Origin of the sequence: Chryseobacterium turcicum (genome assembly GCF_021010565.1) — a bacterium.
GTDB classification, from domain to species: domain Bacteria; phylum Bacteroidota; class Bacteroidia; order Flavobacteriales; family Weeksellaceae; genus Chryseobacterium; species Chryseobacterium turcicum.
Genome location: NZ_JAJNAY010000002.1, coordinates 794,006 through 810,168 on the forward strand (window position 1 = coordinate 794,006; position 16,163 = coordinate 810,168).

The 16,163-nt window shown below is 32.4% G+C and carries 16 protein-coding genes; 9 read left to right on the top strand and 7 right to left on the bottom strand.

Going from position 1 to position 16,163, the window contains the following annotated elements:
• The first annotated feature begins 8 nt into the window (after nucleotides 1-8).
• Genes LO744_RS18370 through ribA form a run of 3 tightly spaced genes read left to right on the top strand, consistent with a single transcriptional unit; the run spans nucleotide 9 to nucleotide 1,679 of the window.
• Complete coding sequence (locus tag LO744_RS18370; RefSeq protein WP_230672010.1) at nucleotides 9-620, top strand: DUF4254 domain-containing protein; 612 nt, start codon at nucleotides 9-11, stop codon at nucleotides 618-620.
• Nucleotides 617-1,072 (top strand): hypothetical protein, encoded by a 456-nt coding sequence (locus LO744_RS18375; protein WP_230672012.1) that lies wholly within the window; start codon nucleotides 617-619, stop codon nucleotides 1,070-1,072. The genes LO744_RS18370 and LO744_RS18375 overlap by 4 nt, the downstream gene beginning before the upstream one ends.
• Before the next feature lie 13 nt (nucleotides 1,073-1,085).
• Nucleotides 1,086-1,679, top strand: coding sequence for a GTP cyclohydrolase II (gene ribA, locus LO744_RS18380; RefSeq protein ID WP_230672014.1), 594 nt, complete (start codon nucleotides 1,086-1,088; stop codon nucleotides 1,677-1,679).
• A gap of 75 nt (nucleotides 1,680-1,754) precedes the next feature.
• Here ribA and LO744_RS18385 read toward each other — a convergent pair whose 3' ends face one another.
• The gene (locus LO744_RS18385; protein WP_230672016.1) at nucleotides 1,755-2,264 is read right to left on the bottom strand and encodes a hypothetical protein; all 510 of its coding nucleotides are present in this window, start codon (nucleotides 2,262-2,264) and stop codon (nucleotides 1,755-1,757) included.
• A gap of 136 nt (nucleotides 2,265-2,400) precedes the next feature.
• Between LO744_RS18385 and LO744_RS18390 the strand changes: the two genes are divergently transcribed.
• The 5 genes from LO744_RS18390 (at nucleotide 2,401) to LO744_RS18410 (ending at nucleotide 7,673) form a co-directional block, all read left to right on the top strand.
• A complete protein-coding gene (locus tag LO744_RS18390) occupies nucleotides 2,401-4,131 on the top strand; it encodes a glycoside hydrolase family 3 protein (protein WP_230672018.1) in 1,731 nt (576 codons plus the stop codon).
• A gap of 60 nt (nucleotides 4,132-4,191) precedes the next feature.
• Nucleotides 4,192-5,340 (top strand): N-acetyl-alpha-D-glucosaminyl L-malate synthase BshA, encoded by a 1,149-nt coding sequence (bshA, locus tag LO744_RS18395; RefSeq protein ID WP_230672020.1) that lies wholly within the window; start codon nucleotides 4,192-4,194, stop codon nucleotides 5,338-5,340.
• A gap of 326 nt (nucleotides 5,341-5,666) precedes the next feature.
• Nucleotides 5,667-6,932 carry a DUF2851 family protein gene (locus LO744_RS18400; RefSeq protein WP_230672022.1) on the top strand — a complete coding sequence of 422 codons (1,266 nt, stop codon included), beginning with the start codon at nucleotides 5,667-5,669 and terminating at the stop codon, nucleotides 6,930-6,932.
• A 4-nt stretch (nucleotides 6,933-6,936) separates the two neighbouring features.
• A complete protein-coding gene (locus LO744_RS18405) occupies nucleotides 6,937-7,158 on the top strand; it encodes a PspC family transcriptional regulator (protein WP_066678441.1) in 222 nt (73 codons plus the stop codon).
• Between the two features lie 2 nt (nucleotides 7,159-7,160).
• Nucleotides 7,161-7,673, top strand: a complete 513-nt coding sequence (locus LO744_RS18410; RefSeq protein WP_230672024.1) for a GNAT family N-acetyltransferase — start codon at nucleotides 7,161-7,163, stop codon at nucleotides 7,671-7,673.
• A 288-nt stretch (nucleotides 7,674-7,961) separates the two neighbouring features.
• Here the strand turns inward: LO744_RS18410 and LO744_RS18415 are convergent, their stop codons facing one another.
• From LO744_RS18415 to LO744_RS18425, 3 genes are read right to left on the bottom strand one after another with little or no spacing between them, the layout of a single operon-like run.
• Nucleotides 7,962-8,780 carry a carboxypeptidase-like regulatory domain-containing protein gene (locus LO744_RS18415; protein ID WP_230672026.1) on the bottom strand — a complete coding sequence of 273 codons (819 nt, stop codon included), beginning with the start codon at nucleotides 8,778-8,780 and terminating at the stop codon, nucleotides 7,962-7,964.
• Nucleotides 8,777-9,556 (bottom strand): carboxypeptidase regulatory-like domain-containing protein, encoded by a 780-nt coding sequence (locus LO744_RS18420; protein ID WP_230672029.1) that lies wholly within the window; start codon nucleotides 9,554-9,556, stop codon nucleotides 8,777-8,779. The genes LO744_RS18415 and LO744_RS18420 overlap by 4 nt, the downstream gene beginning before the upstream one ends.
• Nucleotides 9,557-9,565: 9 nt before the next feature.
• On the bottom strand, nucleotides 9,566-10,312 hold the full coding sequence (locus tag LO744_RS18425) for a hypothetical protein (RefSeq protein WP_230672031.1): 747 nt from the start codon (nucleotides 10,310-10,312) through the stop codon (nucleotides 9,566-9,568).
• Between the two features lie 181 nt (nucleotides 10,313-10,493).
• Here LO744_RS18425 and LO744_RS18430 point away from each other — a divergent pair, with 181 nt between their 5' ends.
• Entirely contained in the window at nucleotides 10,494-13,634 is a 3,141-nt protein-coding gene (locus LO744_RS18430; RefSeq protein WP_230672033.1) for a UvrD-helicase domain-containing protein, read from the top strand.
• A gap of 210 nt (nucleotides 13,635-13,844) precedes the next feature.
• On the opposite strand, the gene LO744_RS18435 is transcribed toward LO744_RS18430, so the two are convergent.
• The 3 genes from LO744_RS18435 to LO744_RS18445 form a co-directional block, all read right to left on the bottom strand.
• Nucleotides 13,845-14,354 carry a ferritin gene (locus LO744_RS18435; protein WP_066678431.1) on the bottom strand — a complete coding sequence of 170 codons (510 nt, stop codon included), beginning with the start codon at nucleotides 14,352-14,354 and terminating at the stop codon, nucleotides 13,845-13,847.
• Nucleotides 14,355-14,501: 147 nt separating this feature from the next.
• Nucleotides 14,502-14,957, bottom strand: coding sequence for a hypothetical protein (locus tag LO744_RS18440; protein ID WP_230672035.1), 456 nt, complete (start codon nucleotides 14,955-14,957; stop codon nucleotides 14,502-14,504).
• Between the two features lie 182 nt (nucleotides 14,958-15,139).
• Complete coding sequence (locus LO744_RS18445; protein WP_230672038.1) at nucleotides 15,140-16,150, bottom strand: hypothetical protein; 1,011 nt, start codon at nucleotides 16,148-16,150, stop codon at nucleotides 15,140-15,142.
• Nucleotides 16,151-16,163: the final 13 nt, after the last annotated feature.

Sequence of the window (16,163 nt, forward strand, 5' to 3'; positions counted from 1 at the left end):
TCATTTCTATGAATTTTACCGATACTGCCTGGAAAATCTTCAACCAATCTATTGAAGACTATCATGTATTAGACAGCGTTGATACACCTGTAAATAATCCTTTTGAAACAGACAGTTTGGAACGGATTTTGTATGCTAAAAACTGGATTGATACCGTTCAATGGCATTTAGAAGATATTATTAGAGATGAAAACATAGACCCTGTTGAGGCTCTTCAATTAAAGAGAACAATAGATTCTTCAAATCAAAAAAGAACCGATTTGGTAGAATTCATAGACAGTTGGTTTTTAGATAAATACAAAAATATCACCCCTAAATCTAATGCGAAAATAAATACTGAAACTCCAGCTTGGGCTGTTGATAGGTTGTCTATTTTAGCATTAAAGGTTTATCATATGTCGTTGGAAGCCAACAGAGAATCTGCTTCAGAAGAGCATCGTCAAAATTGCCAGGCAAAATTAGATGTATTGCTTACTCAGAAAGAAGATTTGTCAACTTCAATTATTCAATTACTTACAGATATTGAAAACGGTGATGTTAAGATGAAAGTGTACAAACAAATGAAAATGTACAATGATGAAAGTCTTAACCCAATCCTTTACCAAAAGGAGCAAAAATGAAACGACTACTTTTTTTAGGAATACTGATACTAATCACTTCTTCTTGTGCGACCGAAAAGCTGAATTTATCACCTTTATCAAACACGTTTTCAAGTGACTCAAAATCTGTCGACCCTGAAAATTCAAAAAGTATAAGCATCAATATTACCGAAAATGTAAATGCCTCAGAAATCACTAATTTGATTTCCACTTTTCCTAGATTTACCAATTCTGCCGTAAACGATGAAGTAAGTAATTTAAAGTATACTCTTCAAAATTACCTTTATGCAATAGCGTCAGGAAATATTTCCGGGAAAAATAAGACCATCAAAGCTTTGGAAAAATCTTACAAAAATATTCAGAAGCTAAGAAAATATCTGAAGAAAGATGAAGATGAAGTATTAAACAGGTATTTGGTAAGACTCAAAACAAACGTTACCGTAATAGAAGATTCTGTAAACGGAAAAAAATAAACAAAACAATTCAATGATTAAAATTCAGGCGGAAGCTAATGTTCCTACAGAGCACGGTAATTTCCGAATGATTGCTTTTTCGGAAGATGAAAATGACTGGATGCCACACATGGCAATATTAGCAGAAAATACAGATTTTTCTCAACCTGTCAATGTACGTTTTCATTCTGAATGCATTACCGGAGAAGTTTTCCATTCAAAAAAATGCGAATGCGGGCAACAGCTTGATGCAGCAATGAAATATATGCACGAAAACGGCGGGCTCATCATTTATCTTCGTCAGGAAGGCAGAAATATAGGAATCATTAATAAACTTAAAGCCTACTCTCTTCAGGAAAAAGGTTTTGATACCGTACAGGCAAATCTAGAACTAGGCTTACCTGCCGATGACCGTAATTTTGGTGTCGCCATCGAAATTCTGAATCAATTGAAAATAGAAAACATTAATCTTTTAACTAACAATCCTGAAAAGGTAAAATTTGTAAAAGAGAGCAACATCAACCTCAACTCAAGAGTTCCGTTGCAAATTCCATCAAATGAAAATAGCAAGGGATATTTACAAACAAAAAAGGATTTCTTCGGTCATTTTTTAGATGACGAAAAATAATCCCAATTAGATAAATCAAAAGCGCCAGAAAATAATTTTCTGGCGCTTTTTTTATTATAAAAATTTGAAAAGATTTTATTTTATTTTTACAACTTTTGAGTCATCAATATTAAAATACTTGATAACCGCATTGTAATCACTGTAATCAACCGGAGACGTTCCTTTATTTAAGTATCCCGCAGGAACAAGAACAATTCTAAATGTTTGATTATTATAATATGCAGGGGTAGTCGTTACATCATAATTACCATTAACATAGATTTGAACGTCATTTTTTGTAAAGTCAAAATCGTAGTCAACTTCATTTCCATTAAGAAAATAAATAGTCTTAGGAGTCTGTTCCCAAACATCAGCACCTTGATAAACCCCTTTTAACCTATAAACCAAAACCTTATCAGATTCTTGCATGCCATATTGGCCTATTACTTGTCTTATAACATGTTGTTCTCCAAAATTTCCAGCGCTATTATATTGAAAACTTCTCGTAATCTCAATAACTCCGGCATAAGTATCATTATCTACATACACTACATTATCATCATCATTATCACAACTCACGGTGAATATACTGACAAATGCAAGCATTAAAAATGGAATAATTTTTTTCATTTTAAAAAAGTTTTAATATTAATAAAGTCGGAATCAAAACATATACCAAAAATCACAAAAACTTTAGTATTCATCATTTTTTTAATCGTATTTTTGTTCATATTCAAAAATCATGAAGAAATTAGTTTTTAATTTTCTCTTAATTACCGTTTTATTCAATATAAATCTTTCGGCACAATATCAGCCTAAAGATATTTCAAAGCAAGATTTAAAAAAAGCAAAAGAATGGGTAAACCAAACTTACAACAGTCTTTCACAGGATGAAAAACTAGGTCAGCTTTTTATCGTGGCGTTGTATACCAACAAAGATGAAAACCACATCAATCAGGTAAGAAACATCGTTACCAATGATAAAATAGGTGGACTGATTCTAATGCAGGATGATGCGGCAAGAGAAATTAATTTGGTGAATGAATTCCAACAAAAATCTAAAGTTCCATTAATGATTGGAATGGATGCAGAATGGGGATTATATCAAAGAATCAACACCGCTCATAAATTTCCTTGGGCAATGACTTTAGGCGCTATTCAGGATAAAAACCTTATTTATCAAATGTCTGCCAAAATTGCCGAAGATTGCAAAAGAATGGGCATTAATTGGGACTTCGCACCTGTGGTTGATGTCAATACCAATCCAAATAATCCGATTATCGGGAATAGAAGTTTTGGTTCAGAAGTTTCTAATGTCACTCAATCAGCATTATCTTATGCCAACGGATTGCAAGACCATAATATTCTTGCGGCAATTAAACATTTTCCGGGGCATGGCGACACCAATACAGACTCTCACCTAGACCTTCCCGTAGTTTCTCACAGTTTAGAAAGATTAAACAAAATAGAGCTCGCTCCTTTTAAAGCTTTAATGAATAAAGGAATTGGCGGTGTGATGGTGGCACATTTATATGTTCCAAGCCTGGAATCTGGAAAAGGAATCCCAGCCTCTGTTTCAAAAAAAATCATCACAGATTTATTAAAAGACAAATTGGGTTATAAAGGTTTAATTATTACCGATGCTCTGAACATGGGGGCTGTAGCTAATAAATACAAACCGGGTGAACTAGACGCGTTAGCTTTCAAAGCAGGAAATGACATTATGCTATTTTCACAAGGAGTTGCAGAAGGTAAAAAACTAATCCAGAAAGCGATTGACAAAGGGGAAATCTCTCAGGAAAGAGTGGAAGAAAGTGTGAAGAAGATTTTATTAACTAAATATTTTTTAGGCTTAAACCAATACACTCCAAAAAATCCTGAAAATGTAAATTACGACCTCAATAATGATTCGCATACAAAATTGGTTCAAAATCTTTATTCTAATGCTTTAACGTTATTGAAAGACGAGAAGAAATTGCTTCCGTTGAATTCTACTTCAACCTATTACTACATTCCGTTAGAAGAAGCTCCTTATCAGACTTTTGAAAACAGATTACAATTAGATTCAAAAATCATTATTAAAAAAGCTTCTGAAATCAATACAATTCCGGCAAACTCTACAGTAATTGTTGGTTTTCATAAAGATAACTCTACAGCTTACAAACCTTACAAAATTTCACCAGAATCAAAAAAGATTTTGGTAGATTTAACTAAAAATCAAAATGTAATTCTTAATGTTTTTGGCAGCGCTTATGCTTTGAAAGATATTGATATTTCTAAAGTTTCTACCGTTTTAGTTTCTTACGAAAACAACGATGATTCTATGACAGCAACGGCAGATGCATTTCGTGGAAAAACAAAAATTGTAGGAAAGCTTCCCGTTTTGGTTAATGAACAATTAAAACCAGGAATGGGGATAACTTTAGACCCTTTTAAATTTTCAAAATTAACAGAATTCACCACTTCAAAATAACAACAGACCTGTGAGACGTTTATTTAATCGTTTCCTATGGCAATTAAAAAAAATTAACAGATGAAAATAGGCATACTTTGCTACCCAACATATGGCGGAAGCGGAATCGTAGCGACAGAACTCGGGATGTCTTTGGCAAACAAAGGCTATGAGGTACACTTCATCAGTTCTGCACTTCCGGCAAGATTAGATATTACCAATCCTAATATTTTTTTCCATAAGGTAAATGTTCAAACTTACCCTCTTTTTCAATATCAGCCTTATGATATTGCATTAAGCTCGATGATTTACCGTGTTGTGAATCTTTACAAACTAGATTTACTGCACGCTCATTACGCCATCCCTTACGCTTATGCAGCTTTTACAGCGAAGCAAATGTTGAAGGAAGACAATAACGACGTTCCTTTGGTTACTACGCTTCACGGCACAGATATTACCTTGGTAGGGCAACACCCGAGCTACAAACATGCGGTAGAATTTTCGATTAATAAATCGGATGCCATTACTTCGGTGTCTGAAAGTTTGAAAAAAGATACCCTGCAGTTTTTCAATATTAAAAAAGAAATTCAGGTGATTACCAATTTTATTGATAATTCTGAGTTTGACGACTGCAACGAATGTCAGCGTACACAATTTGCAAATGAGGACGAAAAAATATTGATTCACGTTTCCAATTTACGTCCGGTAAAAAGGATAGATGAAGTTTTACAAATCTTTAAGAATGTAGAAAAGAAAGTAAAATCTAAACTGATTATCATCGGTGAAGGTCCCGATATGGAAAAAGTAAATCAGTTTTTGGAAGAAAATCCAGAATTGATTTCAAAAATCAGATTGTTAGGAAAAGTAAATGATTTATACAGAATCTTACAGCTTTCAGACGTCTTTTTATTGCCTTCAGAACAAGAAAGTTTCGGTTTGGCGGCTTTAGAAGCAATGGCAGCATATACTCCTGTCATCAGCTCAAACGCTGGTGGAATTCCTGAAGTAAACATCCAAGGTGAAACAGGATTTTTAGCTGAAATCGGTAATGTAGAAGCGATGAGTAACTACTGTATCAAATTATTGAGCAACGATGAGCTTTTAGCACAAATGAAGATTAACGCTAAAGAACAGGCTGTAAAATTTGACTTAAAAAACATTCTTCCTATTTATGAAGAGATGTACAAAACAACGATTGCGAATTTTAAAGGCGAACTGACGAAAGCATAACTCCATTCAAAAATACATTATAAAATCAGGGCAATCGCTCTGATTTTTTGTTTAAATGTAATTTTTTTCGAAAGTTTGTTGCAGGGCTGCGACAGACTTTCGGGACTTCCCGAAAGCTTCTTACTAGGGTGCAGAAAGGTTTCGGGGCTTCATGAAAGCTTCCTGCAGAGCGCAGCAGACTTTCGGAAACGTCCGAAAGCTTCTTACTGCGCGCATGAGGGTTTCGGATAAAAAAGATTCAAAACTTCGCAGATTTTTATTTTATTCGACTTTACTTTCCAGATTAAAATTTTTCTTACATTAGTTGTAACACAAAAACACCACTGATGAACGAAAAATTACTTCAATACCTTTGGAATTTCAAAGTATTCACCAACTTCGATTTTATAGACACAGAGGGAAATCCTGTTGAAATTTTAGATTTCGGACGATGGAATACAGATTCCGGACCCGATTTCCTCATGAGCAAGATTAAAACCAAAAACATGATTCTTGCCGGAAACATAGAGCTCCATGTAAAATCTTCCGACTGGATTTTTCATCAACATTCAAAAGACCCAGCCTACAAAAATATTATTCTGCATGTTGTTTTTCAGAATGATATTGATATCAAAGAATTCAAAGACCAAAATATCCCTACTCTTGAATTGAAAAATTATATCGATAAGAATGTTTTTCAGAAATATGAAAATCTTTTGAAGGAAAACCAGTTTATTCCGTGTGAAAAGATTTTCAGCATCAAGAAAATCCCAGTGAACTTTCATGAAGAAAATTTGCTAAAAAAACTGGAAGAAAAATCTTTAGAAATAGAAGCCGATTTGCATCGACATAAAAATAATTATGAAGCCGTCATGTTTCATCACCTCGCCTACTCTTTTGGCTTAACCGTCAATGCGTCCTTATTTAAACAAATTGCTGAGAGTATTGATTTTAACATCATCAATAAAATACGGCAAAATAAAACACAGCTTGAAGCTTTATTTTTTGGAATTTCCGGCTGGCTTGAAACCCCACTAGACTTACAAATGAGTCTATGGAAAAGAGAATTTGATTTTCTTAAAGCCAAATATAACCTCCCTGAAATTATCATTCGTCCCAAGTTTCTTCGGTTGAGACCGCCCAACTTTCCGACCATTCGTTTATCGCAGTTTGCTGACCTCTATTTTAAACATCAGAATTTATTTTCAAAAATTATTTTACCACAAAACACAAATAGTTTGTTTGAAATTTTCAAAGAAATTCAGGCTTCAGACTATTGGACTGACCATTTTAATTTTGGTAAAATATCATCCATCAATCATCCAAAAGTGGTAACGAAAGATTTCATTGAGCTTATTATTTTAAATACAATACTTCCTGTAAAATATACCTATCACAAACATCAGAATGAAAATATTGGTGACGAAATCTTAGCTTTTTACAGTGAAATTCAGTCAGAAAAAAATTCAATTATTAAAGAATGGAAAAAATTAGGCTTAAAAACCAAAACCTCTTTAGAAAGTCAAAGCCTGATTTATCATTTTAAAAACTTTTGTAAAACAAAAAATTGCTTAAATTGCAGTATCGGATTTAAAATTTTAAAAGAATCTTAAAAAAATGTTTGATAATCTACGCCACAAAATGGAACGCGAATGGTTTGGTGTACTCACAAGAATGGGTGCTAAACTAGGAATTCCGGTTTCTAAACTGAGAATTTTCTTTATCTATTCTACCTTTGCAACGGCAGGATTTTTCTTTTTAATTTATCTTGGCTTGGCTTTTATCCTTTGGATTAAAGACATTTTTATCACCAGACGACCAAGCGTTTTTGACCTTTAAATATGGAGTTTTTACAAATTACATCACACGATGATTATCGTGTAGAGCAGATTTTCAAATCTTATTCAACAACCTTTCCAGCAGAAGAAAGGCGAGAATGGCCTCAGTTTATAAAACTGTTTGACCATCCGAATGTAAAAATAATTTCTGTCTTAAATCATTCTGAAAATATCGGTTACCTTATTATTTGGGAATTAACAAACTATGTTTTTGTGGAACATTTTGAGGTTTTTGCTGAATTCAGAAATCAAAAATTGGGCTCACACATTACTGATTATTTGTTTAAAAATTATCCTAGAATTATTTTGGAAATAGAGCCAGAAGATTTAAATGAAGATGCTAAACGACGTTTTTCGTTTTATAAGAGAAACGGTTTTAATCTAATTGACGAAACTTACGTACAGCCAAGTTATGGTGAAGGTAAAAAAAGTCTTCCGCTCTGGCTACTTGCCAACTACACTCCGGAAAATCTGAAAGAAGTGAAAGATGAAATTTATGATATTGTTTATCATTAAAAATATACAATCCAAAGTTATCTACTTTGGATTTTTTGTTGCCTAATGATTACGCTGATTTTCACAGATGATTGCGAATATCTTATTTAACCACAAAAGGCACAAAAGATTTAGATATTTTAAATGTAAGCTTATCATTAAGCTTAAAAAAAGAACACATCAATTTTCAAAAATCTTTGATTTTTATTCTTTTGAGAGCTTTGAATATCTAAATAAAATACATTTCAAATATCTTTTGTCTTTTGTGAGTAAAGGAAAATTAGCTTAAACAGACTTTTTGAATAAAAATCAATCGCTTAATTTATTCACTTTAGAATATTCTACAAATGCAGTCTGAAGCTCACTCAAAATTGTAGCGCTATTAAAATCTTTGCGATATTTTTTTGAAAGATGATTTACTTGTTCAGCATAAGCAAGGAAATGGTCTATTTTTTCTTCATCCATCCCATATTTTTTAAACATCGTCAGATTTACTTCAGCTTTCACTTTAGCAAGAAAATTCTGAGTTTCAACATAATTAGGAGTAGTATTTTTTGTTATAGAACCTTTTTTAGTCAAAAAAACTATCGTTGCAATCGTTTCAAAAATATCTAAACTTACATGTCCTGCCTTAAAATCGTGTCCTTGAAAAGATTTTGGAATTTCATTTTTAGGAAGTGGCTCATTCAGCTCAGACTTCATGTATTCATTGATTGAAGATTTTAAAGAAGCTACTTTCGGAGAATCATCTAAACGTTTGCTGTCTTTCGCAAGATTTTCGGAAGGTTTATAATCAATTTTCACTTCCTGAATCAACGTTTCGGCTCTTACAAGTTGTATTTCAATGCTAGATTGTAGTGTTTCTTTTTTTATAATTTTATCTATACGGTAAAAGCCTTCTTTTATAAATCTTATTTCATTATTTTCTTCTGCTTCAATCGCATATTCTCCTGAAGTATTGCTGTATGTTTTTATATTTTGGGTAGTATTAAAAATTAAAACGTTACTTAAAGCATTTTTATCTTCATCAATAATTTTACCTGAAATGTGTTGTTGGGAAAATGTAAAAATCATCGTAAACAAAGCAACTACAGTTACCAATTTATGAAAAGCAATATTCATTTTCATTCTTTAGATTTCATATTATTTTCTTTGAGCCTATCTACATAAACAGGAATAATTTCATCCAAATTAAATAGTACTCGTGATATATTTTTAGCTTTCACATAAGACCTTATTTGTGGCTTGACGATAAAACTGAATTCTAAAAATTCTGAAATTCTTTCAACAGGAATTCCGTCTTTCACAAAATCGTCATCATCAATTCTTTTTCTTATCCAAAGAATATCATCTTGCATATCTTCATACTTATACCATCTTTTCTGCCTTCTGGATTTCCCGCTTATCAAATCAAAAACAGCCTGTACATCTACATTTCCAAAAGCCGCCGCCAATAAAACTTTCTTTACTTCCGCCGGAACTTCACGAGGTTTTTCTGGAGGTTTCGGAAGACCGATATCTTTTTGAAGCTGCTCTTTTTTGTCTATTTTAGTCAGTCTTTTAGAATCTTTTGCCAAATCTCCGGTTGTAGAAATTATTTCTACTACTTCTATTTCTTCAGGAATTCTCACCAAAATTACATTCATTGAAGATTCTGTATCTGAAACTTTTCTTGAAGCTCTTTCGTATCCTTTTTTGACAAACCTGATTTCATCTTTTTCTTTCCCTTCAATAGAAAATTCGCCCAAAGAATTGCTGTAAACCTGTTGATTATTTGAAATATTAACAACCAGAACTGAGGTGATAATCATATCATTCTCACTCAAAGTTTTCCCTGATATTTTTTGCTGACCAAAGAAATATATTGTCATAAAAAAGAAAAATACCGCTAAAACTTTTCTCATCAGATGTGTTTATTTTTGAGTCTGAGGAGTTTTATAGGAAGAAATCCGCATCAAAACAGACCTTTGAAATCTCATTAAATCTGCATCACTTACAAAACCGTATTTCAAAATCTTTGACCTTTCAAATCCACCAGCAAGAACATAATTGATAAAGTGATTAATAAAAGGTTTTTCAATTTTCAAATCTTTAAAATACTGGTCTCCTAAAGCATATGCCAGATAATTTGAAAAATCAAGGTCATCCCATTTGTTTTTCACCTTTCCAATAGAGAAACCCTCCCCTTTTGGCTGCACAAATTGACCGGGTCTAGCGGCTAAAATTCTAGGGTCAGATTTTTGTTTGAGATAATTATTGATATCTGCTTTCAGTTTCTCCACTTTTTTTGGAGGATTTAGCATTTTAGAATCAATTTTCAAGTCTCCGCTGAGCCCTTTTTTAATTTCCACTTCGGCAATTAATTCTGCAGCTCTCAATAACTTCACATTCATCGGAGATTCTAGATTATCTTTAGACACTTTTTGGTCTGTTCTTTCGTATCCGTTTTTAAAAAACCGAAGAACATCACCTTGTCTTCCCGAAATCATAAAATGACCATCTCTATTGGTAAAAGCCTGCTCATCCGTACGCATATTGATTACAGTGACATTCGGAACTTCAGACAAATCTTCGGATGAAATCTTCCCAAAAATATAATTTTGAGCATTCATTTGAACGAAAGAAATAATAGATAAAATAAAGAGTAATTTAAATTTCACGGATTATGGTTTTATTAAACAAAACTAAAGTTATTTTTCATTAACACAGCAAGTTTAACCAGACTTAACGGGTTTTAATATTTTTTTTGAATTTAAAGTTCAAAACTGTTAAAATATCGGCTTCATTTTGTTAAATTTTCAAATAAATTTTATCTAAATTGCATAAAATCTTTCGTAAAAAATGTCAAATTCATATACTGTAATCAACGCATCGGCGGGTTCCGGCAAGACGTATGCTCTTGTACAGAGACTTCTGATGATTTGTCTGAGATATCCTAATCAACATCAATCTATCAGAAATATTTTGGCATTAACGTTTACCAACAAAGCTGCCAACGAAATGAAAGAAAGAATTCTCTCGTGGCTTGAAAAATTTACCGCTGAGAATTACGCAGATAATAATGACCTTAAAAACATTCAGAAAGCATTTGAAAATGAAGGGGTAAAAATAACGATTGATGAACTTCACCTCCGCTCAAAAAAGCTTTTAGATTATATTCTTCATAATTATTCTACCATAAATATCGGAACAATTGACCGTTTCAATTCACGTTTAGTCCGTAGTTTTTCTTACGAATTGGGTCTGGCTAAAAATTTTAATCTCGAAATTGATGCAGAACCTTTTTTAATTGAAGCAGTTGACAAAATGCTTGACCAGATTGGAGAAAATGAAAATATCTCTAATTCTTTTATGGATTATGTAGATTACAGCCTTGAAAATAATGAGAAAATTAATCTGAACAAAAATCTATACGATTCTGCGAAAGAATTTGTAAAAGACATTCATTATGAGCATCTTAAAAACAACAAAGAATTTGATGATGAGAATTATGAAAATATTAAAAACACATTAAGGAAAGATATTACCTCAAATAAAAAGCAAGCATTAGAATTAGCTTTAAGCTCAATTGAATTATTTAAATCAAGAAATATTGAGATTGAAGATTTTGCACAAGGAAAAAACGGACTAGGAGGATTTTTCACAAAAGTTGTCGATTTTTATCAGAAAAAAAGACCCGGATTTCCTTTTCCAACAGCTACCGAAGAATCTGTGGTTGAAAAGTACCGAAAAGGAGCTGCCGCAAAATCAAAACATAAAGACGGTGAGATTTCAGAAATATTGGAACAGCTTCTTGAAAATCGAATGAAACTGATTCTTTTATTCATTGAAACTCAGAAAAAAGAAAAAATACTTTCAGCTTTACTGCCATTGAAAGTAAATAAAGATATTCAGGATGAACTGAGAAAAATTGAGGAAGAAAACGACTTGGTTTTGCTTTCAAAATTCAATATTCTGATTAATGAAAATCTTAAAAATGAGCCTTCTGCTTTCATTTATGAAAAAGTAGGTACACAGTTTCAGCATTATTTCTTTGATGAATTTCAGGACACTTCAGAATTGCAGTGGCAGAATTTTGTTCCGTTGAGAGACCACAGTATTTCGACAGAAAACACTTCTTTTACTTTGGTGGGAGACCCGAAACAGAGTATTTATCGTTTTCGAGGTGGTGAAAGCAAACTAATGCTGGATATTATCAACAAAAAAGAATTTGCACCTAAAGAAGCAGAATTATTAGTCCTAAAAGATAACTGGAGAAGTGCTAAAAATATCGTTCAGTTTAATAATGAGCTGTATCATTTTCATTCTTTAAATCTGGAGGAAGAACATCAACATATTTTTGGGGTGGATGGCGAACAAAATCCAAAAGCGAAAATTGATGGGCGAGTAAAAGTAAATTTGATTGAAAATTTAACGAATGAAGATTTCTACAACGATGTTTCCGAGAAGATGCAGAAAGATATTCAGGAATGCTTAAATAACGGATTCAAATTTTCTGACATTACCATCCTCTGTCGCGGAAATTTTGACATTTTCTCTTATTCCCAGAAATTAGGAAATCTGAAAGTCAATTATCATGGAGAAGAAACGAATATTAAAACGATTTCAGATAAAGGTTTAACGCTAGAATTATCGAATACTTTGAAGGCTGTTGTTGAGTTTTTGAAATGGGAAACCAACCCTAAAAACAAACCTCATCTGATTATGACGATGTTTTATCTCAACAGACTCGGAAGAATCAGCATGCCGGATTTTACTTTAAATATGAAAGAAATTCTGGCTTTGGAACAACATGAAACAATTATTCAATTCATTGAAGAAAAATATCATGTAAAGCTGAAACAGGACCATTTTCCAAAATTTAACCTTTATAATTTTATTGAATATTATATCAACGAATTTTCCATAGAACATAAAGAAACTGATTTCCTTCTTAACTTTTTGGAAATGCTTTTCAATTTCACTCAAAATGCCGGAGCAAGTACTAAAGAATTTCTGAAATATTGGGACGAAGAAGCTTCAACGTATACGATTCAGGCTTCTGAAAATATTGATGCCATTCAAATCATGACGATTCACAAAGCAAAAGGACTTGAATTTCCGGTAGTTTTTATTCCGATGATGAATAAAAATCGTGATTCTGAATTCAGCAACTGGTTTGAAACGGATGAGAAATCGGTTTTAAAATCGGTCAACATCAATCAGTTTAGTAAAAACCTTGAAGTTTACGATGAGGGAATAGAAAAATTTAATCAGGAAAATTCTTACAAAAACCTTGTCGACAGACTTTGTTTACAATATGTGGCAACAACGAGACCGGTAGAGCAGTTGTTCTTTTATCTTCAGAAACAAAATAAAACTTCGAATAATTTAGAAATTCTGGAATTTGTACAGTCTAAAAACCTGCAAGACCTTGATGAATTTGATTTGTATGAAACTCATCCTGAAATGTTGAAAAAGCAAATTTTCCACAAAAAGTCCGAATTTAAAACGGAAAACATTCAGAACCTCAGAAACGAGCACGAAAATACAAGCGCGATAAAGATTGCGACTCCGTCAAAAAATTATCAAGTAAGAAATGAGAAAGTAAGAATCGGGCTTTTTGTACACGAATTGCTTTCAAAAATCAATACCGAAAAAGATATTGATAAAGTTTTAGAAACCTATGTTTTGGAAGGTCAAATTACACTCGAAGAAAAGGTAAACATTAAAGACGACCTCAAAAAAATCATCCACCAATATTCAGAATTTTTCGATGAAAAATGGAAAGTCATCAACGAGAAAGATATTATGATTTCCGAAAGAGGAATCAGTAAAATGTATCGTCCCGATAGAATTTTAAAAGGTGATGAAGGTTATATTATTGTTGATTTTAAAACCGGAATGGAAACTGAAAAGAATGATAAACAAATTGAAACCTATCAATCTGTTTTAGAACATCTGGGAATGAAGGTAATTAAAACACAACTAATTTATCTTTAATAACTATTTTTTAACCGCATAAGCGACAAAAGATTTTAGTATGATATAAGCTTTTCAAAAGCAAGCAAAACAAATGATAAAATGAGACTTTTACATTTTGTAAACTTTTGAATTTCTATTTTTCCAATCATTTCTTTTGATACTTTTGCAGTTAAAAGAATTTCGGCGACACTTTTGGTGCCGCCGAAATTTTATAATATTAAAAATATTTTAAGCTGTAGGATCTGCTACAAAAACTCTTTTCGCCAATTCCTGATCAAATAGGTATAATGCAGAAGGATTATCGCAAACCATTTTGATTTTCGTTACATACTGAGAAGCACTTGCCTCCTCTTCTACCTGCTCAATAATAAACCATTGCAAGAATGAAGTTGTTGCAAAATCTCCTTCTTCATTTGCATTTTTTACAATGTTAAAAATACTTTTAGTTACCGTCTTTTCGTGCGCCAAAGCTTTTTCAAAAATATCAGTTGCATTCTCAAACTCATGTGGTGGTTTTGCGATTTCACCTAAGATAATTTCGCCACCTACATCATTTAAGTAATCAAACATTTTGTCGGCATGCATCAATTCTTCTTTGCTTTGAACTCTGAAGTAATTGGCAATTCCGTCAAGATCTTTTGCTGAAAACCAAGCAGACATAGAAAGATAATATTGAGCCGCATATTGCTCGTGCGCGATTTGTTCGTTTATTAGCTGTGCAATTTTTTCACTTACCATAATAAAAAATTTATACTCAAAATTACGCATTAAAAGGCAAATTGAAAAATTTTCACAAAATTTAGATTTAGATTGAATATAAAAAAGGACAGAATTACTTCTGCCCTTCTAACATTAAAAATCAAAATTACAAATTTTCACATTTGCTTAAATTGAAGCTCCAGACTGAGGTTTCGCCATCATTTTTCTATCGTGTTTCATACCTCTTTCTTTCATCATCGCTTTTCTTTCTTCCATTTTAGCTTTTCTTGAAACCTGCCATTTATCATATTGTTCAGGAGATAAGATAGTTTTCATCTCATTATCCATTTGCTGTCTTTTGGCTTTCATTTTTTCCATTTTAGCCTTTCTTTCGCCTTTGTTTTTTTCAAACTCGGCTTTCATATCAGCTTTACGCTTTTCTTGTAGGTTTTTTATTTTTGCTACCTGAGCTTCATTCAGGTTGAGTTCTTTCTGCATTTCATTTATTCTTTCCTGCTGCTTCAGCTCCATTTTTTTATGCATTTCTTCTCTGTTGATTTTTTTATCCTGAGGATTTGCTTGTTGTGCCATTGCAAAACTTCCTGTTACGATAAAGGCTGCGGCTAGTACTAATTTTTTCATGTGCTTAAATTAATTAATTGTTTTGTTATATCTTTTTGATACAAAATCTCGCAACAAGTTAAAAGTGAAATTCATAAAAATTGTTAAATTTAATTATTAATTATTCGTTAATTTTTTAAAATAAAAAAGAGAGTAGATAATAAAATCTACTCTCAACACCACTCAAATATAATATATAAAAATTAATTTCTTACTAAATTCCCTCGGAACCCTGAATTTCTTCCTTCACTAGAATTATTCTGTTGTCTCGGTGCATTATTTTGCTGTCTCGGGCTCGAGTTTTCTCTTTGTGGCTGAGATCTGAAGCCTCCATTTCCATTATTTCTTGGGGAATTGCTTTCAGGTCTTGGTGACGCTTCTCTTGGTCTTTGGCTTCCCTCATTTCTTCCATTATCATTTCTGAATCCGCCATTGTTTCTCACTCCTCCATTTCCATTATTGTTTCTAATTCCGTTGTTCCCGTTATCATTTCTTACGCCATTATTAGAATCTGAATTTCTAAAACCGCCAGAAGAACTTCCTTTTCTTACACCACCAACATCTCTTGATCTTACAATATTCAATGTTGGGTTATCATTTCTGCGGAAGCTACCTCTGTCTACTCTATAAATATTAATATTCACATTTCTATATCGAGGCATTACCCTGTATGTCGGAACATAATGCGATCTTCTATAATTTTGGAAATATATAATCGGGCTAGAACCGTGATAATAATTGTTTTGGAAAACTACAAAAACTCTTGGCCCCAAAATTCTTTCCATTGCATAAAATCTGTCATAATACCATCTGTCTGGGTTGTAACGGTAAAAATTATTCCACGAAGCAAAACTTGAGTATAAATTATTCAGATACATAATCTGATCAATTTGCCAACGGTTTAATCTGTGTTGCGCAAAAAATCCGTTCCAGTTGATATTGATGATACTCTGTCTGTAATCGTTGTAATAGCTCTGATAATAATCTGTAGGATAATAATCCTGAGGATAATTGTAGTAATAATCATCTGGAAAATAATTTCTGTCATCATCATCATTGTAGTATCCATCATTATTTCCGTAAGATCCATCGTTACCCCACCCATTATTTGGGTACTGCTGAGCAAATGATAACGTTGCTAAACTTAGTGCAAATCCTATAAATATATTTTTCATTGGGTTAATCATTAATTGGGTTAATCTCAGAACTTTCATTCTTATCTTTTGG